The following is a 19,933-nucleotide window of genomic DNA, read 5'->3' on the forward strand; positions in this document are numbered from 1 at the left end:
TATTGTTGTCATGGGAACTATAACCAGAAAGATGGCTCCTAGATTGAGAATGGTATATGATCAAATGCCTGATCCAAAATATGTCATAGCAATGGGAGCATGTGCAATAACTGGAGGATTATACTTTGACTCATATAACGTACTACCAGGAATCGATGGGGTTCTTCCCGTTGATGTTTATGTTCCAGGTTGTCCACCTAGACCAGAAACACTAATCCAAGGATGTATGTTACTTCAAGAAAAAATAAAACGGATGAAGGCTAAATAGCCATGAGCTCTGGAACTGAAAAGGACGAAGTTAAAGATATTGCAGAAGAACATCCTGCTAATTCTGAAAATACTACAAGTTCAGATTCCATGTCAAAAGATGAAGCAAAAAAATTTTATGAAGAAAAAGGACTTGACTTATCTCCAGACGTTCCTGTTAAACCAAAACCTATCCCTGAATTTGAAAAATCTTTGGCAGATAAGATTTCTTCAAAATTTGGCGATAAAATACATGTAGACTATATTAGATCTGACAGAATTAGGGTAACTAGTAAAAAAGAAAACATTGTAGATGTCGCTAAATTTATTCGAGATGAACTTCGATATGATCATGCCGAGTCTGTATCTGGAGTTGACTATCCAGATGCAAATGAAATCGAAGTTGTATACCACTTGGGTTCTTATACTGATGAAAAACTTGGACGACAAATTCTTGCACTTGCAACCCGAGTTCCAAGAGAAGATATTCCAAACCCTGGTTCAGATAGAACAAGAATGTCATCATTACGTGATGTATTTTATAGTGTAGAGTTTCATGAAAGAGAATGTTTTGAAATGTTTGGCGTTTATTTTGAAGGTCATCCTGACATGCGAAGATTGCTTCTCCCAGAAGATTGGGCAGATATACCGCCATTTAGAAAAGATTTCAAGATAAAGGGAAGATAAAATGACAACACAACTACCTCCCGGAATGCATATTGAGACAGTGGATGAAAAAATAATGACACTCAATGTTGGACCTCAACATCCAGGTTCTGGACATATGAGACTAATTATCAAAGTTGATGGTGATTACATTGTTTCATGTGATCCTGATCCAGGTTATGTACATCGAGGAGAAGAAAAAATGGCTGAATATCGAAATTATATTCAGAATATTCCTCACCTTGAAAGACCTGTAATCCACGACTCTTCCAATATCTTGTATCCATATTGTCTTGGAGTAGAAGAATTATTGGGAATTGAAGTTCCAGAAAGAGCAAAATACATCCGGGTTATTGCCGCAGAACTGAATCGTTGCATCTACATCTTGTACTGGTTGGCTATCTATGGAATATTCTTAGGTCACTCTACCATGTTTATGTGGCCTGCAGGTGATAGAGAACTTTTCATTGACCTTTTAGAAGCAATGTCTGGTGCAAGAGTAACTCATGCATATCTAGTACCTGGAGGAGTACGAAATGATTTACCGTCTAACTTTGAAGAGCGATGCTTAAGACAAGTTGCATATTTTGAGAAGAGACTAAAAGAGTATGAGGCTATTTTTTATCAGAATCCTCTCTTGAAAGCAAGAACAGAAGGTAGTGGAATATTATCAAGAACAGATGCTATCCGACTTGGAACAACTGGTTCAGTACTGCGAGCATCTGGTGTTGATTTTGATGTAAGAAAAAAAGAACCATATGATGTCTATGAAAATCTAGACTTTCAAACAATAGTGATGAAAGAAGGTGATTCCTATGCAAGATCTCGTGTACCTTATCTTGAGATGTTTGAGAGTTGCAGAATAATTAAAGACGCGTTAAAAAAGATGCCAAAGTCTGGTTCTGTGCGTACAAAATTAAAACCAAATCCAAAAGGTGGTAATGATGAAGTTTATCGTAGAGTAGAGTCTGGTAGAGGAGCAATTGGATATTACATTGTGTCTAACAATAGGCCAGAACCTTATAGAGTGAAGATAAGCGTTGGCTCATTTAGAAACTTGATCTGTATGCCATATTTATTGAAGGGAGAAAAATTAGGTAACATGCCAGCAGTCTACTGGGGTCTTAATTATTGGCCTGTGGAGGCAGATCGATAAATGTCTACTATCGCACCGCAGTTTAGATTCAGTAGATTCATTGCTTCTCTATTTGATTTAATATTCTGGGTACTTCTGATCTTCAGCCTAGTTGGATTACCAATAGTCTTTATCATATTATTTTACATCAAGCTTCCAATAATCAACGGTCAACTCATGACGCCATATCTTTCAATGACTTGGATGGCTGATCCATCACGTACTCTTCCAATTGTCAAAAATTTCATTCATACAACTATTTTTAGAGTAATGGTATTTCCAGGATTTGGATTTGCAGCTCTACTTGCAGCTGCAACAATATTTGTTGAAAGGAAGTTTCTTGCAAAAATGCAGCTTAGAGTAGGACCGCTTTATTGTGGAAAAATAGAAGGAATTCTACAACTGATGGGTGATGGTTTTAAGCTAATGAGTAAAGAGATCATAATACCTGCAAAAGCAGACAAACCCATTTTCTGGATGGGTCCATTATTGTTTGTAGGTGCAGCAGGTGCCTTTGTTTCTCTGATTCCAGTTGCTCCTGGATGGGTAGTTGCAAATCCTTCTGTTGGTCTTTTAGCAGTATTTGCAATCATAGGTTTCTTTCCAATAATTGCCGTGCTAACAGCATGGGCAGCAAATAGCAAGTGGACGTTCATTGGTGGTCTTAGAGCACTCCATCAAATGGTTGCTTTTGAAATTCCATTAATTTTATCACTTCTTGGAGTAGTAATACTCTCTGGAAGTCTAAATCTTTCACATATTGTTGAATCACAACAACACTTTTGGTGGATCACTTTTGTACCAATTGGAGCAATAGTCTTTTTCATTACAATCTTTGCAGAACTTGAAAGAATCCCATTTGATCTTCCAGAAGCAGAAAGTGAAATTGTTGCAGGATGGTTAACAGAATTTTCTGGAATGATGTATGGATTAATTCAGCTTGGAACTTATCTGAAATTATATGCATTTGCAGGATTGTTCGTTGTACTATTCCTTGGTGGCTGGAACGGTCCGATGGTTTGGCCACCTTTCCCACAAGATATCATAACTAACGGAATTACCATTGGTCCTGTAACTGCCAAATTCCCTGGATTGCCACTCTTTGATCAACAAATGCTCAATGGTACGCTGTGGTTTGTGATAAAGACTGTTGGAGTTATACTTTTGATTCTACTACCTCGTGGAGTTTTCCCAAGAGTTCGAATGGATATAGCATTACACACTGGTTGGTACAAACTAATTGGTCTTGCCTTCATTAACATCTTTATAGCTCTCGGATTGCTATACGCAGGTGTCTTGGGACCTGGAGGATTATTACAATGAGTAATGTTATCGGAATAATCCGCGCATTAAATTCTGGAGTTAAACATCTTGCAGTAAAGCGATTCACATTACGATATCCTGAGCAGAAATTAAAATTCGTAGGTGATGGCTTTCAATACAATCCAGAGATAGGAGTAGGAATAGCTGGGTTAAGAGGTCGACACATATTGTTCCATGAAAATTGTACTGGTTGTCAGCTTTGTTCTGTGGCATGTGAGGGGATAGCAGAGGCCATAAGTATGGTCAAGGTAGCTGAAACGTGGAAGCATAACAAGAAAGCAATAATGCCACAGATTGATTATGGTAAATGTGTATTCTGTGGACTATGTGTAGATGCTTGTCCGTTTTATGCACTATACATGACAAACGACTATGAACTTTCTTCGTTTACCAAATCTGCTCTTATTTACACCCCTGCTCAGCTTGCTATAAAACCAAAGATTTCACAAGATGTTGAAATAAAAATAAGTGACAGGGGTGCTTCACATGGTTGATTCAGTATTTCTAGCTCTATCTGTTCTAACAATTGGTTCTGCTATTGTGGCACTTGAGATACGATCTCTGATATATGGTTCAATAGCACTGATGATAACATTATCTGGAGTAGCAGGATTCTTTCTGCTTTTGGATGCACCGTTTGTAGCAATGTTTCAACTTTCAGTTTATGTTGGTTCCATCGCGGTTCTAATATTATTCACAGTTATGTTAGTACGACGAGAACTTATTTTCAATAAAGTCGAAGATAAACGTCGAAGATATGCTGGCATAGGATTGATGCTTGCACTTATGCTAGGCATGGGAACAATAATCATTGGTTCTGGACTAAAAACAATGGATACTAATTCACCTATGGTAGATTACAAAAAGATAGGAGAAGACTTTCTGACATATTATTCACCTGCGTTGATCGTAATGGCACTAATTTTGGCTTCATCAATTACTGGAGCAATGACACTAGCAAGAAGAGAGGATGCAATAGATGACCAACGCGCTGATTGATTTTATTTTGGTTTCAGTGGCACTACTTGCCATTGGAATCTATGGGATGGCTGTAAAGAGAAATGCAATCCGCATGCTTTTTGGTATAGAGATGATTATTAATTCGGCCAATCTCAATTTGGTTGCATTTTCTAGATATATACCAAATAGTCAGGGTCAGACATTGGCACTATTTTCTATCGCAATAGCAGCTGCAGAAGTTGCAGTTGGATTAGCACTTGTGATTGTGGCATATAGAATGTACAGAAACATTGACATTGCAGACTTTAGGAGTTTGAAAGGATAATGCAATTCGTATTACTACAGGCTCTTTTTTTGCCTCTACTACTTTCTCCTGTGGCATATTACTTGGGACGAAAATCTGGACCTAATGTAGCAGCCTGGTTTACTTTTGGAATATTGTTGTATTGTACTGTACTAGTCATTACTCCAGCACTTTCAGGAAGTTATGAGGAACACTACAAATGGACTCAATTATTTGGAGAATTTGGATTGTTACTTGATGGTCTTGCCTCTCCATTTGCAATTATAATTTATGTAATATCTACAGTACTTGTACTATTTTCAAAACCTTACATGGTTTCCAGAATTACTATCATGTTTGAAGAACGAATGAATTCTGAAAAACATTTGGTGGGAGGCGGTACTGAAGTCATAGAGTCTTCTTCTCTAAAAGATCATCTTAATCATCAAATTGGAGCATACTATGCGCTCTTTCTTGTCATGGCCATGGGAATGCTTGGAACTATCCTTGCAACTAATCTAATAGAATTTTATGTCTTCTTTGAACTGATGCTAATTCCAGCATTCTTCATGTTGGCAATCTGGGGATATGAATCAAGAAGAAGAGTGGCACTACTATTCCTTTTCTGGACTCATGTAGGGGCTGTAATTCTTTTACTTGGTTTTCTTTCAATTGGTCTAAGTGTTGGCAGCTTCAACTATGCTGATATCAAAGCACATGGCATACCGCCACATGTTTTAGGTCTTGCAGCTGTTGCAATAATTGTAGGTCTTGCAGTAAAAATGGCAGCCTTTGTAGTGCATATGTGGCTTCCACATGTTTATCGATCTTCACCAACACCGCTCAACGCATTATCTTCTGGAGCAATGCTTGGAGTTGGAGCATACGGATTCTTTAGATTGATAATAATGCTAATGCCTGGACAATATGAACATCTTGCGCTAGCCCTAAACATTTGGGGCTTGGTAACAATGATCTACGGTGGAGTAATGGCACTAGTGCAAGACGACATCAGAAAGCTGTTTGCTTATTCTAGTATAAGTCAAATGGGTTATATTTTATTTGGAATTGGTACTGTTTCCGTACTTGGACTTTCTGGTTCTGAAATGATGTTTGTTTCTCATAGCTTGGGTAAAGTGATTTTATTCATGATGGTAGGTGCAATAATTTTGCAAGTCAAGACTCGTAGCCTTACAAAGATGGGAGGTCTTGCAGGAAAGATGCCAATAACAGCAGTTTGTGCAATGATTGGAGCACTTACTCTGATGGGAGTTCCACCAACTAGTGGATTCATGGCAGAATGGACCATGTTCTATGGTGCACTCCAAACTGCGATTCAACAAGGCTCTATGATTAGGATGGTTACATTTGGTTTAGGTTTAGTTGCAACGGTTATCACCATGGCATACATACTATGGATGATAAAACGAGTTTTCTTTGGAAAACTTCCAGAAAATCTAGAGAATACAAAAGAAGCCAACTGGTATGTTACAGGTCCGATGATGGTCTTGGCAGGATTTAGTGTCGTAATTGGAATATATCCAGACATATTCTTTAATCAAATAATTCCTTTCATGAAAGGATTGGTGGGAGTTTAGAAGATGGCTATTTTACCTTTTGATCTTGGTTTTGGATTAGGAGCATTAAGGGTGTGGGGTATCTGGATACTACCATTTGTTGCAGCTCTGATAATTCCAGCTGTTGCAAAAGGATCAAAGCGTGCAACAGGATGGGTGGCAGTAGCATTTGCTCTTGCAAGTGCAGTTTCAGCTCTATCTCTTCTTCCATCAGCTCTTGGTAATCACGAAATTCACAACCAAATTCCTTGGATATCATCAATTGGACTCAAGGCTGGAGTACTTGCAGATCCACTAGCAGTCATAATGAGTAATGTTGTTGCATGGATTTCATTTTTGATATTTGTCTATAGTACCGGTTACATGAAAGGGGACAAAGACCTAACTAGATTCTTCTTCTGGATGGCATTCTTCTTGGGATCCATGCAGCTTATTGTTTTATCTGATAATTTCTTGCAACTTTTCTTCGGTTGGGAAGGAGTAGGTCTTGCATCATACGCATTGGTAGGATTTTGGTATAAAGACAAGAAGAAGGATCATGTGGGAATAGAAGGACGACATGTACTTGGTCTGATGGATTACTATTCTCCTACTCATTCAGGAATGAAGGCATTCATCATGACAAAAGTTGGTGATGTCATGATGCTGGCAGGAATGTTTCTAATTTTTGCATTTGCAGGTACTTTTGGATTTAGGGAATTAACTGCAAATACAAGTTGGGCTACCGCAATGGCTTCACAACACTTGCTAATTCCAGCTGCAGTTTTGCTATTTGGCGGTGCAATAGGAAAATCTGCACAATTCCCATTAAATGAGTGGTTACTAGAGGCAATGACAGGACCTACAGCAGTATCAGCACTAATTCACGCTGCAACAATGGTAAAGGCCGGTGTATTTTTGGTGGCACGATTAGCTCCTCTCTTCTTTGCATTGGCCGCAATTGGAATTAACATGGATCAATTCTTTGAAGTAATTGCATGGGTTGGAGCAATAACTGCACTTCTTCTTGCGACTCAAGGAATGGTGCATCCTGAGATCAAGAAAGTACTTGCATATTCTACTGGATCACAGATAGGCTACATGATGATGGCACTTGGTGTTGCTGGTCTTTCAAAACAATTTGTTGATGGTTATACTGCAGGATTCTTCCATTTGATTTCACATGCTATGTTCAAGGCATCGTTATTCATGGCTGCGGGTTCTATACTCCATGTTGTAGGTTCTAGATTCATGACTGATATGGGTGGTCTTAGAAAATACATGAAAAAGACCTATGTTTTCATGTGGGCAGCTGGTCTTGGATTAATGGGTGCTCCGTTTATCACTACTGGTTTCTGGAGTAAGGATGCCATATTTGCAGCAGTTTATGAATCTGGTAACACTTGGGCTCTTCCACTATTTGCAATAGCAGTTATTACTGCAGTAATCACTGCATTCTATACAACTAGAATGATAGGATTGGTCTTCTTTGGTGATAAGAGTAAACATATTGAGGAATTAGAAAAAGAAGGACATCATATTCATGAAACAAGTCCTTCAATGTGGATTCCATATGGAATTCTTGCTGTATTGACAATTGGAGTAGGTGTAATGGGTCTTGCATTTGAGCACCAAATTCACGATCTCTTCGTTAATTACTTGGGTTCAACATTTGGAATTACATCTAATGTAGGAGCGGTCGCAACAGAATCTCAACCATTACTTGGTGGATTACTACAAGGTGTTAACCCTATAGCTCTTGTGGCATCACTATCTGCATTTGCTATTGGATTTGGACTTGGATATGTTTTCTATATTGGAAGATTTGCCGATCCTGTAAAATTTGTAAATTCAAACATACTCTTCTACGCTATTCACAAATTCTTCTTAAACAGATGGTACCTTAACGCGTTGATCTACTGGGGATTTGTAGTAGCTCCATTATACATTGCTAGAGGTATTTACAAATACTTTGAGAACTTTGTATTGGAAGGATTCAATGTGGTCCCAGAAAAAACTATGGCTGGCGGTGCAAGAATAATGCAAGCAACACAAACAGGAGTTTCACAATCATATCTTTACATTTTTGGAGTGGGTATACTCGTAGTAGTATTCCTATTGTTAATTTAGGAGATAGAAAATGATAGAATTCACATCAACACCAATTTTGTTAACTCTGATACTTGGAGCAGTTGGAGTAATAATTCCAGTAATCAGTGTAGCTAGAAAAGAGAAAGGTTCCTCACTTTATGGAGCTATAACTTTTGGAGCGCTATTATCTGCAATCGGAGTTGTAATCTATCAAATACTTGCAAAGAACGTCACACCGTCTGCAATATTTTCACAGAATGTTCTTGTTGATGACAGGTTTGGATCATTCTTTGCAATAGCAATGCTAATTGTTGGAATTATGACAACAGTTGGCTCATTTAACTACATGCGCGGAAGAGCAAACCCGGCTGTATACTATTCACTAATTCTACTTTCATCAATTGGAATGATTCTGATTGCATACTCTACTGATCTAGTAATGTTATTTGTAGCATGGGAACTCATGAGCATTCCAACATACGTCTTGGCAGGATATCTCAAAAAAGATCCTGCATCAAATGAAGCAGCAATCAAGTACTTTTTGTTTGGAGCTTTATCATCTGGAATCATAATTTATGGAATCTCAATTGCATATGGTCTAACGGGCTCTACCAATATAGAACAAGTAATCACTGGATTTTCAAAACTTAGTCCTGACATGATACCTCTTGCAATTTTAGCAGTAGGTATGTTCATAGCTGGCTTTGGATTCAAAATTGGTCTAGTTCCATTCCACATGTGGTTACCTGATACATACGAAGGTTCTCCACCTACAATTGCTGCATTACTTGCAGCTGGTACAAAGAAAGCTGGCTTTGCAGCAGTGTTGAGGGTAATAATCATGGGTGCAATAGCACTAAATCTTCACTGGGCATTTGCACTTGCTGTTATTGCTGTAGTCACTATGACGGTAGGAAATTTAACTGCAATAAAACAAAGAAATCTTACAAGAATGCTTGCCTATTCCAGTATTGGTCAAGCCGGATACATTCTGATTGGTCTAAGTGTGGCACCAGTTTCACCAATTGGAATTCAAGCCGCATTATTCCACATCTTGAATCATTCAGTAATGAAGGCTGCCGCATTCATTGCTGTTGCAGGGATAGTAACAACTCTTGGTGTAACGCACATTGAGAAAATAAAAGGTCTTGGCAAAAGAATGCCTATTACTGCACTTGGTCTTACAATCTCGTTACTTGCATTAGCTGGTGTACCTCCTCTTAATGGATTTTGGAGTAAACTAATGTTATTTGGATCAGCAATAGATGCAGGTCGCACTTTATCATGGGCCCCATATTTGGCCGTGGCAGGAGTTCTTAACAGTGCGCTTTCACTTGCTTACTATGGTTGGATAATAAGAAAAATGTATTTCGAGGAGGGAGAATCAAACAAGAGACTAAAAGAACCAAAATCAATAATCGCAGTTATGATATTCTCGATAATCTTCATGGTAGGAATAGGACTATACCCAGATCCAGTTATACAATTTGCAAAATCAGCTGTTCCTATTCTAAGCGGATTGCCAGCTATACACTAAGCATAGTAAAGTCTAGAAGACTTTCTAATCTCATTCTTACAGGACTGTCGCTGATTTTTCTTAATGCTGACTTTGCTTTACTGGCATAATTCTTTAGCATTTCATCCATGCGGTCAAATACGATACGCGGATCAGAACTTTTCTTTATCAGTATATTGAATAATTTATCTTCATTATTCCAATCTTGTAAATCATCTCTGATTTGATATGCGATTCCCATGTTCTTACCATATTCAGCAAATGCCATGATTTGTTCTTCATTACCTCCGCCTAATATTGCTCCAATCTTTGCAGCTGCTTCAAATGCAGTAGCAGTTTTGTATTCCATGACCTTTACGTAATCATCAAAAGTAACATCATCACTTGTCTCTAGCCTAGTTTCAAGCATTTCCCCCTCACTCATCATCATTGCAGTAATTGCAAGCTCTCTTGCCATTCTTGCATTATCTAGACGAGATGATATGTTCAAAATTAAACCAAGAACAAAATCGCCAGTAATTATGCTTGTATTATATCCATATTTTATGTGAAAAGGATCTTTTCTTCTTCTTAGAATTTCATTATCAATTATGTCATCATGAATCACAGATTCTGTATGTAAAAATTCTACAGCACATGATGCGGTATATGCATTTTCATCACATTTTCCAATGCTTTCTGCTGCTAGGATGAGAATCAAAGGTCTTATCCTTTTTCCTCCTTCCAAGGCATACTGTAATGGTTCGAAAAATTCTGAGGCAGAATACAATTCTAATTCTTGCTTAATTGCATCATCGACCTTAGCGATGTAACTTTCAAAGTCTTTTATGAGTGGATTTATCTCGAAATTCTTTCTATCCAAGAATTACACTAGCAACTGTAGATCACGGTTAGAATATTAATGCTTTTGAGAGTGGTGCTCCAGCCGGGATTTTCATCATTAAGAATTTGAACCCGGGTCGGAGGATTGAAAGTCCCCCATGCTTGACCGGTCTACACCACTGGAGCCCAAATTGCATCCTAATTGTTATCCATAAAATCCTTTTGCAGCCATTCAAAAGATTTTTTTATTACCGGAATTTGATAATAGCTATGAGTTCTCTTATTCAAAGAATTGACAAGATAATTGACGAGCAGAGTTTGTTAAAGCACAAATTCTATGTTATGTGGAGTGAAGGTAAATTATCAATGGAATCTCTTAGTGGATATTCAAAAGAATACTTCCAATTAGTAAAAGCAGTTCCCTCATTTGTAGACAAAGTTATGGTGAAAAGCCCATCTGAAATTCAGAGTAAAATTGCTTCGAATAGAGATGAAGAATCTGAGCACATAGAACCATGGGTAAAATTTGCTAGTGCATTAGGTGTATCACAAAATGAACTAAGAAATTATGGCGGTCTTGATAAAACAAAACAAGCTATTTCAAATCTTTCATGTCTTATGAATTCCTTTGAGGGTGGAGCTGCCGCAATGTATGCTTTGGAGCAGGAAATTCCAAAAATTAGTTTATCAAAGATAGATGGTTTGAGAAAATTCTATGGTTTGTCAGAAGATGATGCAATAGAATATTTCAGACTTCATGCAGAAGCTGATATAAGACATGCAGCTCTTTGGCGAAAAATCTTAGGAAAAACTTCTGCATCACAAGAGGATGATTTAGTAGAAACAGCCAACAAATCCTTAGTAGCTCAAAATCTATTGCTTGATAGCTGCTATGATGCATACTGTTAACTCTATACTATTTTATAGCGCATCTCAATTTGCTCTTTCGTAGGGCCCATAACTCAGCTTGGTAGAGTAACCGGCTCATAACCGGTGAGCCAAGGGATCGAAGCCCTTTGGGCCCACTATTTAGTTCCTTTTGTTGTTATACTGTATCAACTATGACCATTTTTCTTCATTAGTAAATTGTTGATCTAGAATTAACAAGCAATAATCATGATTTTCTAAATTTTCATTTTGATATACTAATTTTAAAATAAGCAGTAAATTATCTTCATTTGGCCGCAATGAAGAATCAGAGTTATAACTGAACTGATGATGTTAAGGCATTTGTCTGAGCTGCCTCTCTTCTAGAAATAATTTGATAAATTTGACACAAAGAATTTCTACAAGAAATGTTATAGAGTATATATAAAGCGCATATATATTCACGAAAATGCCACAAACAAAACCTATTATCAGTATAGAAAATGTTGTGGCTTCAGCTTCTGTTGATCAAAAAATTGATCTTAATGTTATAACTCAAACATTTCCTGATGTTGAATATCATCCTGAACAATTTCCTGGTTTAGTGTTTAGAATAAAGTCTCCCAAAACTGCAACATTGATTTTTAGTTCTGGAAAAATGGTTTGCACTGGAGCAAAATCAGAAGAACAATCAATCGCTGCAGTACGAACTGTTGTTCAAAAATTAAGAAAAGGTGGAATTAAGATAAAAAAAGATGCGGTCATTACAATACAAAATATGGTTGCCTCTGCTAATCTTGGTGGGAAAATACATTTAGAGCAAGCTGCTAGAAGTCTTCCAAGAAGTATGTATGAACCAGAGCAATTTCCTGGGTTAATACATAGAATGATTGATCCTAAAACTGTACTACTATTATTTGCATCTGGCAAACTTGTATGTACTGGTGCAAAAAAAGAGTCTGATGTTTACAGATCAGTACATAACGTGCACACACTTTTAGAAGAAAAAGAACTAATGGTTTACGATAGCTAATTTAGAAAATCTGTTAGAAATTATATTGTATTCATCTGTTTTTTAATTCTATTCAAAGTTTGTTCGTCGAGAATTTTCTCAGCGTACAAAGCGTTGGAAATTGCAAGTATGTCTGTAATCTCATACATTTTTACTTTCTCATTTTCCAAGTTTTCCCTTGCACCCTCAAGCCTATTGACTATGACAAATGCAGAATCTACTACTATTTTGGCATCTTTTAGAGCCCTGACAGCATTAAGTAATGAATGGCCTGTCGTTCCAACATCATCTACTAGGACTACTTTTGATCCCTCTGATATCTTTCCCTCTATGAGGCTACCCGTACCATAGTCCTTTGGCTTTTGTCTGATGTAGATTAGAGGCTTTACAGTTTCTATGGCCAATGCAGATGCTATTACAAGTCCTGATGTTGGAACCGATGCGATATAATCAAAATTATCTAAACCTATTTTCTCTGATATCAAGTTTTGAAGAGATTTTACCATCTTTCTAAATTGGTGTGGAAAACTTGGTACTAGTCTCAGATCTACATAATATGCACTTTCTTTTCCGCTGGAAAGCTTGAAATTTCCAAATTTGATTGCGCCGCTTTCTTGCAAAAATATCGCAAATTCTTTGACAAAATCCACAGCAAAATTTACCGAACTAGATTTATTTTAACTGTCCCATCGGTATGGTATGCCTGAAATCTGGCTCAGTTATGGACCCACAGACGTAGTTCTTGATGTAAAGGCAGAGAATCTAGAAAAACAGATAGTTCCTGGCGGTGTAAACTTGACTGATTCGGAGATTGCAACGAAATTGGAATCTCTTGACATGTCAAAACCTACAGAATTTGTTATTATGGAGCATTCTAAAACTATTCAAAAAGTTATCTCAGTTTTGTTGGATATTTGTACAAAGAAATCTTTTCCAAAACCAAAATTCTTGGTAGATAAATCAAATTTACATTCTCTAAAAAGTGTCTTTTCTGATCCTACAATATCTATATCAGAATTTAATGCATTACAATTTTCTAATGCAAATCTCATTTTTATTGGTGAGATGGAATTTGATGGTTTGTTTGGATACAATAACATCTCTACTAAATTATTACGAAGATTTGGCAAAGACAGTATGCTTGAGGCATATGAGAAAAGGGAAGGAAATCTTCCTCTTCCTGGCTATGAATTAAAAACTATGGATGTCGCAAAAAAATTTACTGATGAATTTGAAATATCTGCTATAGAGATAGTAGCAAATCAAATGGGAGTAGTTGATATTGCAACTGGTCACCCATCATCGACTTCTTTACTCTCAACATCACTATCATCCATTGCAATACATCAGACTGAAAAACATAGAGTGGCAATTGTTAGCACTGGAAAAGAGGCAAGCAATGAAACGTTGAGCAGATCTCTATCTACAATCTGGAATTGCTCAAATGCTATAAAGGAAGAAGGATTGGTAATTCTTCTTGCAGAGTGTAAGCACGGATTGGGCTCTGATGCAATCCAGCAGTATGTGGAAGGTAGAATGAGCTTGGATCGACTGAAGAGTCCTTCCAAGTACATAGATGGAATGGATGATCTTTTATTTCTAACAGAAATACATAAAAAATTTGGGATGGGTATTGTATCAATTTTACCACATCTTTTCACTAAAGATAAACTTGGAATGATTCCATTTAGTGGGGCAAAACAGGCCATTGATTATGTTCTTAAAACATATGGTGAACGACAAAAAGTTGTAATTGTTTCTGATGGTTCACATGTACTACTTAGGTAAAAATAGAAAATGGTAAGGGTGCACAAAGAAACGCAAGTGCAATAACTAGTGAAAACATTCTTTTTCTTTTTTTAGATAATGGAGAAATGTCATCTAATGGTTTTACATCTTGACTCCTCAAACTAAACATCAAAACAAACAATGCCATTATGTAATATCCTGTCAAAGCTAGAATTCCTATGCTTGCATATGTCAAAATTCTGTGCCATTTAACGCCAAAAGTTGCTCTAGCTATATGACCGCCGTCAAGTTGCCATGCTGGCAAAAGATTGAGAAACGTTATGAGAAATCCAAACCATGCAGCTAACAAAACTGGTGACATTACAAGTTCTTGATTAGGAACATGTTTTCCAACAAGGGAAATTGTTGCATCCATTAGTATGCTGGAATGTAATTCCATAAGACCTGATTTTTCTAAAAGTTCATGGGCTTGTGAGCTTGGTACCATTGGAGATATGTATGCGCCATATGTGGAAACGATTATTGCTACAATAAGGCCTGCTATGGGACCCGAAATCCCAATATCGAAAAGTATGTTTCTATTTACAATTAATCCACGAGACATTATGAGAGCTCCAAAAGTTGGTATGAAACCAAGTATTGGAATTCCTGGAATGAAATAAGGCCAGCTGATCTTGAGTTTGTGTATCTTTGATGCAATCATGTGACCAAGTTCGTGAATTCCAAGTATTCCGATCAAGGAGATGGTGTATAGAACAGCAATGTATATCGGGTCGTCTCCTTTTACAATTGAGTTTGTACTGATGGCTCGATAGTAACCATCTATCATTACAGTTACTATTGTTGCCATAAACAATACTCTTGGAATCCAAGATCGCCGTGACTTTGGAAGTACAAATCTTGAAATCAGTAAAAATGTTTTCCCAAAATTTGCTTCTAATCTGACTATCATATTCTTTGATTCCATCTTTTGAACCAGTTGAGGGAATTTCATAGTTATATTATTTCCAGAAATCTCGATTTGCAGTATAGTTGGACTTTGATTAAATCCTATTATGGTAAAATATGAAGAAACATCAGATAGAACTTCGTCAAGAGTTGATATGTTCATATATGCTTCTTTGGCTGGCTTTAATTATTTCCCTTATTTGCTTAAAGTTAAATAATTAATAATTCCAGTATCATCAGGATGCAGGTAGCATTAAGAGAAATTGGAAACTGTGTTATTAGAAGATGCGATCTATCTGATTTAATTTCAACCATGGAGATTAACCTAAAAACATTACCAGAGCACTATTCCGACTATTTCTATGAAAGTCTACTTGCTGAATTACCTGAAGCATTTCTAGTAGCTGAGGTAGACAAGAAACTTGTTGGATATATAATGTGTAAAATTGAATATGGCTTTTCAAACTTCAAAAAACTTGGATTTGTAAAAAAAGGCCATGTTGTATCTGTGGCGGTATTGCCAGAGTATAGACGAAAGGGAATTGGAGAAGGTCTAGTTCAAGAGTCTATTGGAGGAGTAAAACTGAAAAAATGTGATGAGCTTTATCTTGAAGTCAGATGTAGTAACAATGAAGCCGTAAAATTGTATGAAAAACTTGGATTTATTATAAAACAGAGACTAAAAGCCTATTATCGTGATGGCGAAGATGCCTATCTTATGGCAATTGAGTTTGCTTACTAGATTAAAATAAATAAGTCAGAAAAAGACTCTAGCTTATGACACGACAACGAACTATTGGAATTATGATCTTTGTCTTAGCAATTGTAGGATTTTTTCTCTATGCATATCTACTAATGCTCTCTGAATGGAGTCCTATTGTACTACAACTATCAGTATTGATGGCAGTAGGAGGAATTCTTGGAGTCATTTCTTGGATAGGATACAACATGGCAACTTCTAGACCATCACCATCCTCTCTTGTAACAGATGACAAGTAATCACTTGGATATTGCAGCATCAACAACTGCTTGATAAAATCTTGGACCTACTGGTCTTACTATCTTTGCTCCAAGAATTTCCGATTTGACATTTACAACACTTAGAAAATGTTGTGGTGCAAGTGACGCGACCTGATCTTTCTTTTCTGCATGGATATGGCAGTAATAATGAATTATTGCTTTTTTCTTTGCTGCTTTTATGGCAGAATCCAGAAATTCATCTGATCTTTCAGGTAATAACATTAAAACTCTATCTCCTGTTTCAAGCAATCTTTCTTCTATTATTTTTGTAGCATCGCCCTCTATTGATTCAATAGTTCCTTTTAGTTTGTTTAATAGTATATTTTCTGAGCATAATCTAGCTGCATCAGGATTGATATCTATGTTGTAAACATGGCATTTCTTTTTCTTTGCAGCAACGATGGAAAACATCCCAACACCACCAAACATATTGATTATTGTTTCATCTTCTTTGATTAATCCTGCAATTCTATCTCGCTCCGTTGAAAGCCTAGGAGAAAAAAAGGTCTTTTCCACATCTAGTTTGAATCTACAACCATGTTCTTTGTATTCAGTTTCAGTCTTGTCTTCTCCTGCAAGCAACTCGAGCTTTCTTATTCTAAAATCTCCTTCAACTGGGGATGATTGACAATAGACTGATCTGGCAGTCTTTACTTTATCTAAAAGTACTTCACCAATTGTCTTTCTTTTGTGTAAAAGAGAATCTGGAATTCTTAGTATGATTATATTTCCTATCTGATCAAAGGCACCATAAATCTCATCTGCCTCTACTTCTGTGAGGATTCCAATCATTGCCTGTTTTAGCATCTTTGTCAATTTCTATAGTAAAACTTTCCAGATTGTTTTTGCTCTCTGTCCAGTCGACTCTCCAATTTGTTTACTCTGGGTCTCATACTTGTTTCATCTCGTCTGTATGTCATTTCAAGAGATTTCAAGAATTCATTCATGCCCTCAACTTTAGGTTTTGGAGTTGTTGCATGACCCTCTCTTCCAGGAGTTCCATGAAATATAACAATTGAATCAGAAATCAAATCCATTAGTTGAATGTCATGGTCAACTATTATTGCAGATTTTCCATATGATCTAACATATCTTTGAATAAGTTTTGCTACAGCTATTCTATCTTCAACATCCAAGAATGCAGAAGGTTCGTCAAGTGCATAAATGTCAACTTTTTGCAAAAGACATGCTCCGATTGCTACTTTTTGAAGTTCTCCACCTGATAAATTCTTGATAGATTTATTGTATAATTTTTTTATCTTCATTGGATTGACTATGATCTCCTCTTCTGGAGTTTCATCTATCGTTCCACCATGTGCTTTTTCAAGAAGTGTAATTACATCAACATCGTAATCATTTGTTAGATACTGCGGTTTGTACGCAATCTTTACTTTGCTTTCTATGTTTCCAGAATCAGGCTTTTCAACACCTGCAATCATCTTCATCATGGTTGTTTTTCCTAATGCATTTGCACCTACAATGCCTAGAACTTCGCTTTTCCTTACTCTGCCTGCTTCAATTGAAAGAGAAAAATTATTTGCAAATTTTTTCTCTAAATTTGGATATGTCATAATATTCTCAATCGTAACAAATTCCTCTATGGTGTTAACTGCATCAAATTTGAATGCGATATCTCTGAACCTGACATTTTCATTAGGAAGATACCCATCTAGGAATACATTGATTCCAACCTTGGTTGATAGCATGCTTGCAACTATGCCATATGCTGCAGGCTCACCATAAAGAATCTCAATAAAATCACTAAGATAATCTAGCAATGTTAGATCATGTTCTACTACCATCACACTCTTTCCAATTTTAGCAAGATCCTGAATCACTCTTGCAACTCCAATTCTCTGAAATACATCGTTGTAAGATGAAGGCTCGTCAAAGAAATAGAAGTCTGACTCTCTTGACGCGGCAACTGCTACAGCTATTCTTTGTAATTCTCCTCCACTTAGATCTGCTAGTCTATTTTCTAAAGAATTTTGTAATCCAAGTTGTTGAATCAATTCTTTTGCTTTTCCACGTTCATCATATTTTTCAAAAAGTTCTTTTGCAGTACCATCAAATACTTTTGCCAAGTTGTAGACTTGCTGAGGTTTTATAGATGCCTTTAATTCGTTATTTGCAATTTTCTCAAAATGCGGTTTAAGCTCAGTACCTTGAAAATGTTTTAAAATTTCACTCCATTCTGGAGGTGATGCAAAATTCCCCAAGTTTGGTCTTAGATTTCCAGATAATATACCTACAACTGTACTCTTACCTATACCGTTTCTTCCTAGCAGACCCATGACTTGACCTTTCTTCAAACTTGGAATTTTATAGAGTCTAAATGCATTCTGTCCATATTGATGAATCTTATCTGATTTTAATTCCTCTGCCAAGTTGACAATTGTTATTGCATCAAATGGACAAACCTTGACACAAATTCCACATCCATTACAAATGTCCTCATCGATTTGAGCCTTGGCGATTTCTTCATTTAGAACTATACACTCTGATCCCATCTTATTTACTGGACAATATTTTATACACTCTAATCCACATTTTTTGGTCTGACAATTTTCTTTATCTAAGACTGCTACTCGATGGGTCATGTATAACCACGCCCTTTCTGAATTTATATCTCTATCAAGTAAGATTAATACATAACATTAGAAACTAAAGAAAATAAGCCGGCCACAGCGTTGGGGTCCGACCCGGTCCCATTCCGAACCCGGAAGTCAAACCCAATGTCGCTACTGTGCTACTAAGGTGCGAGAGCCCTTGGGAAGCAGTAGTGCTGGCGCCTTTTCTATTCTAGTGCTACAGAATTAGGAGTGGCATACCACATCGTTTCTATTGGTGTGTCTTTATCAAAGCCCTTTTTTTCCGAATCATCTGGAAAGTCATTGATATATTCCAGGAGAAGTTCTCTGACAATTCTATCTACCTCTACAATTGATGGTGTATCTGTGAATAGTGATGGTATCTCACTACATGATATGACATAGCCGTTTGCGTTAGGTGTTATGGTAAAGGTGATTTTGTGTATTTTTTGGTTATTTTGCATTATATTGTATTGTTTACAAAACCTAAAAAGATCGCGGTCATTTAGTAGTATAATGAGCAATTGTTCTATATGTGGAGAAAAATTCTCTGATGACATTAGATTCCTAAATCATATGATGGATAAGCATGGATTTAGAAATCCAAATACTGGAACTCCTGACAGGAACAGTAGAGGATACTAATTCTAAGACTTGAGAGGTATTTTTTCACTATTGGAAAGTAAACTCTTTGTTCTTGTAAAAAATGCTCTAGAAGTTTTACAATCTTGACTACAACTGGAAGATGGCGTGTACTCTAGTTTTCTTCTTGACTTGCTCATCAGAATGCTTTGAAGGAGAGGTAAAATTGCTGCTCTTCCACCATAGGCAGTTTTCTTTGTTATGAACCAGAACATCATAGTTGAATCATAATTTTGTTTAAAAATCTCTGATTTTATTTTCATACCTATATCGGAATAATGACCTACGATCAAGATCTTGTCTTTAGCAAAGGTATGAACAATACTAGCAAATTTTGAACAAAGATAACATTTATCATCATAAATCACAAGGGGAACAAGTTCTCTAATGCTCATGTTTATCGTAAGTTGTTTTTGGATTAATGTTTTGTGAAATAACTTTTTATTTGATACAAATACGGTAAAAATCATGAATTTGGATTCTAGTAATTATTCTGAAATTCAAAT

Annotated in this window: 23 protein-coding genes, 2 tRNA genes and 1 rRNA gene; 18 read left to right on the forward strand and 8 right to left on the reverse strand. The window is 36.6% G+C overall.

All coding sequences use genetic code 11. The features are described from left to right. From C0Q33_RS05710 to C0Q33_RS05755, 10 genes are all read left to right on the forward strand, one after another. A partial coding sequence (locus C0Q33_RS05710; protein ID WP_133121023.1) for an NADH-quinone oxidoreductase subunit B occupies window positions 1–268 on the forward strand: 268 nt, incomplete at its 5' end. A gap of 89 nt (window positions 269–357) precedes the next feature. Beyond that, complete coding sequence (locus tag C0Q33_RS05715; protein ID WP_101477728.1) at window positions 358–933, forward strand: NADH-quinone oxidoreductase subunit C; 576 nt, start codon at window positions 358–360, stop codon at window positions 931–933. A 1-nt stretch (window position 934) separates the two neighbouring features. Further along, window positions 935–2,068, forward strand: a complete 1,134-nt coding sequence (locus C0Q33_RS05720; protein ID WP_101477653.1) for an NADH-quinone oxidoreductase subunit D — start codon at window positions 935–937, stop codon at window positions 2,066–2,068. Beyond that, a complete protein-coding gene (locus C0Q33_RS05725) occupies window positions 2,069–3,370 on the forward strand; it encodes a complex I subunit 1/NuoH family protein (RefSeq protein WP_101477654.1) in 1,302 nt (433 codons plus the stop codon). Next, the gene (locus C0Q33_RS05730) at window positions 3,367–3,864 is read left to right on the forward strand and encodes an NADH-quinone oxidoreductase subunit I (protein WP_101477655.1); all 498 of its coding nucleotides are present in this window, start codon (window positions 3,367–3,369) and stop codon (window positions 3,862–3,864) included. The genes C0Q33_RS05725 and C0Q33_RS05730 overlap by 4 nt, the downstream gene beginning before the upstream one ends. After that, window positions 3,857–4,369, forward strand: coding sequence for an NADH-quinone oxidoreductase subunit J family protein (locus C0Q33_RS05735; RefSeq protein WP_101477656.1), 513 nt, complete (start codon window positions 3,857–3,859; stop codon window positions 4,367–4,369). The genes C0Q33_RS05730 and C0Q33_RS05735 overlap by 8 nt, the downstream gene beginning before the upstream one ends. Beyond that, entirely contained in the window at window positions 4,350–4,655 is a 306-nt protein-coding gene (nuoK, locus tag C0Q33_RS05740; protein ID WP_101477657.1) for an NADH-quinone oxidoreductase subunit NuoK, read from the forward strand. The genes C0Q33_RS05735 and nuoK overlap by 20 nt, the downstream gene beginning before the upstream one ends. Continuing rightward, window positions 4,655–6,211, forward strand: coding sequence for a complex I subunit 4 family protein (locus C0Q33_RS05745; RefSeq protein WP_101477658.1), 1,557 nt, complete (start codon window positions 4,655–4,657; stop codon window positions 6,209–6,211). Before nuoK ends, C0Q33_RS05745 begins: the two co-directional genes overlap by 1 nt. Window positions 6,212–6,214: 3 nt before the next feature. Beyond that, window positions 6,215–8,299 carry an NADH-quinone oxidoreductase subunit 5 family protein gene (locus C0Q33_RS05750; protein ID WP_101477659.1) on the forward strand — a complete coding sequence of 695 codons (2,085 nt, stop codon included), beginning with the start codon at window positions 6,215–6,217 and terminating at the stop codon, window positions 8,297–8,299. A 10-nt stretch (window positions 8,300–8,309) separates the two neighbouring features. Next, the gene (locus tag C0Q33_RS05755; protein ID WP_101477660.1) at window positions 8,310–9,797 is read left to right on the forward strand and encodes an NADH-quinone oxidoreductase subunit N; all 1,488 of its coding nucleotides are present in this window, start codon (window positions 8,310–8,312) and stop codon (window positions 9,795–9,797) included. Here C0Q33_RS05755 and C0Q33_RS05760 read toward each other — a convergent pair. Both C0Q33_RS05760 and C0Q33_RS05765 read right to left on the reverse strand, forming a co-directional pair. Further along, window positions 9,787–10,638, reverse strand: a complete 852-nt coding sequence (locus C0Q33_RS05760; protein ID WP_101477661.1) for a polyprenyl synthetase family protein — start codon at window positions 10,636–10,638, stop codon at window positions 9,787–9,789. The two genes, C0Q33_RS05755 and C0Q33_RS05760, sit on opposite strands and share 11 nt — an antisense overlap. 52 nt (window positions 10,639–10,690) lie before the next feature. Next, a tRNA-Glu gene (locus C0Q33_RS05765) sits at window positions 10,691–10,784 on the reverse strand. Window positions 10,785–10,868: 84 nt separating this feature from the next. On the opposite strand from C0Q33_RS05765, the gene C0Q33_RS05770 reads away from it, so the two are divergent. From C0Q33_RS05770 to C0Q33_RS05780, 3 genes are all read left to right on the forward strand, one after another. After that, complete coding sequence (locus tag C0Q33_RS05770; protein WP_101477662.1) at window positions 10,869–11,507, forward strand: TenA family transcriptional regulator; 639 nt, start codon at window positions 10,869–10,871, stop codon at window positions 11,505–11,507. Window positions 11,508–11,549: 42 nt separating this feature from the next. Continuing rightward, window positions 11,550–11,623: transfer RNA gene (locus C0Q33_RS05775), tRNA-Ile, on the forward strand. 311 nt (window positions 11,624–11,934) lie between these two features. Then, entirely contained in the window at window positions 11,935–12,498 is a 564-nt protein-coding gene (locus C0Q33_RS05780) for a TATA-box-binding protein (protein WP_101477663.1), read from the forward strand. Window positions 12,499–12,518: 20 nt separating this feature from the next. On the opposite strand, the gene pyrE is transcribed toward C0Q33_RS05780, so the two are convergent. Next, window positions 12,519–13,127: an orotate phosphoribosyltransferase gene (gene pyrE, locus C0Q33_RS05785; protein ID WP_101477664.1), complete on the reverse strand. Its 609-nt coding sequence runs from the start codon at window positions 13,125–13,127 to the stop codon at window positions 12,519–12,521. A 49-nt stretch (window positions 13,128–13,176) separates the two neighbouring features. Between pyrE and C0Q33_RS05790 the strand changes: the two genes are divergently transcribed. Beyond that, complete coding sequence (locus C0Q33_RS05790; RefSeq protein ID WP_101477665.1) at window positions 13,177–14,265, forward strand: nickel-dependent lactate racemase family protein; 1,089 nt, start codon at window positions 13,177–13,179, stop codon at window positions 14,263–14,265. Here the strand turns inward: C0Q33_RS05790 and C0Q33_RS05795 are convergent. Then, window positions 14,258–15,337, reverse strand: a complete 1,080-nt coding sequence (locus C0Q33_RS05795; RefSeq protein ID WP_101477666.1) for a site-2 protease family protein — start codon at window positions 15,335–15,337, stop codon at window positions 14,258–14,260. The genes C0Q33_RS05790 and C0Q33_RS05795 overlap by 8 nt on opposite strands. 78 nt (window positions 15,338–15,415) lie before the next feature. On the opposite strand from C0Q33_RS05795, the gene rimI reads away from it, so the two are divergent. After that, window positions 15,416–15,916, forward strand: a complete 501-nt coding sequence (rimI, locus tag C0Q33_RS05800) for a ribosomal protein S18-alanine N-acetyltransferase (protein WP_101477667.1) — start codon at window positions 15,416–15,418, stop codon at window positions 15,914–15,916. Window positions 15,917–15,951: 35 nt separating this feature from the next. Next, complete coding sequence (locus C0Q33_RS05805) at window positions 15,952–16,173, forward strand: transcriptional regulator (RefSeq protein WP_101477668.1); 222 nt, start codon at window positions 15,952–15,954, stop codon at window positions 16,171–16,173. Here C0Q33_RS05805 and C0Q33_RS05810 read toward each other — a convergent pair whose 3' ends face one another. Together C0Q33_RS05810 and C0Q33_RS05815 are read right to left on the reverse strand one after the other, a co-directional pair. Next, window positions 16,174–17,001, reverse strand: coding sequence for a class I SAM-dependent methyltransferase (locus tag C0Q33_RS05810; protein WP_101477729.1), 828 nt, complete (start codon window positions 16,999–17,001; stop codon window positions 16,174–16,176). A 5-nt stretch (window positions 17,002–17,006) separates the two neighbouring features. Further along, a complete protein-coding gene (locus C0Q33_RS05815) occupies window positions 17,007–18,794 on the reverse strand; it encodes a ribosome biogenesis/translation initiation ATPase RLI (RefSeq protein WP_101477669.1) in 1,788 nt (595 codons plus the stop codon). A 74-nt stretch (window positions 18,795–18,868) separates the two neighbouring features. Between C0Q33_RS05815 and rrf the strand changes: the two genes are divergently transcribed. Then, a 5S ribosomal RNA gene (rrf, locus tag C0Q33_RS05820) occupies window positions 18,869–18,988 on the forward strand. A 3-nt stretch (window positions 18,989–18,991) separates the two neighbouring features. Here the strand turns inward: rrf and C0Q33_RS05825 are convergent. Next, window positions 18,992–19,249 carry a hypothetical protein gene (locus C0Q33_RS05825; protein WP_101477670.1) on the reverse strand — a complete coding sequence of 86 codons (258 nt, stop codon included), beginning with the start codon at window positions 19,247–19,249 and terminating at the stop codon, window positions 18,992–18,994. A gap of 52 nt (window positions 19,250–19,301) precedes the next feature. Here C0Q33_RS05825 and C0Q33_RS09585 point away from each other — a divergent pair, with 52 nt between their 5' ends. After that, window positions 19,302–19,430 carry a hypothetical protein gene (locus C0Q33_RS09585; protein ID WP_281258832.1) on the forward strand — a complete coding sequence of 43 codons (129 nt, stop codon included), beginning with the start codon at window positions 19,302–19,304 and terminating at the stop codon, window positions 19,428–19,430. 2 nt (window positions 19,431–19,432) lie between these two features. Here C0Q33_RS09585 and C0Q33_RS05830 read toward each other — a convergent pair whose 3' ends face one another. Continuing rightward, window positions 19,433–19,822: a hypothetical protein gene (locus tag C0Q33_RS05830; RefSeq protein WP_101477730.1), complete on the reverse strand. Its 390-nt coding sequence runs from the start codon at window positions 19,820–19,822 to the stop codon at window positions 19,433–19,435. Between the last annotated feature and the right edge of the window lie 111 nt (window positions 19,823–19,933).

This window comes from Candidatus Nitrosotalea bavarica, from assembly GCF_900167955.1.
Lineage (GTDB): Archaea > Thermoproteota > Nitrososphaeria > Nitrososphaerales > Nitrosopumilaceae > Nitrosotalea > Nitrosotalea bavarica.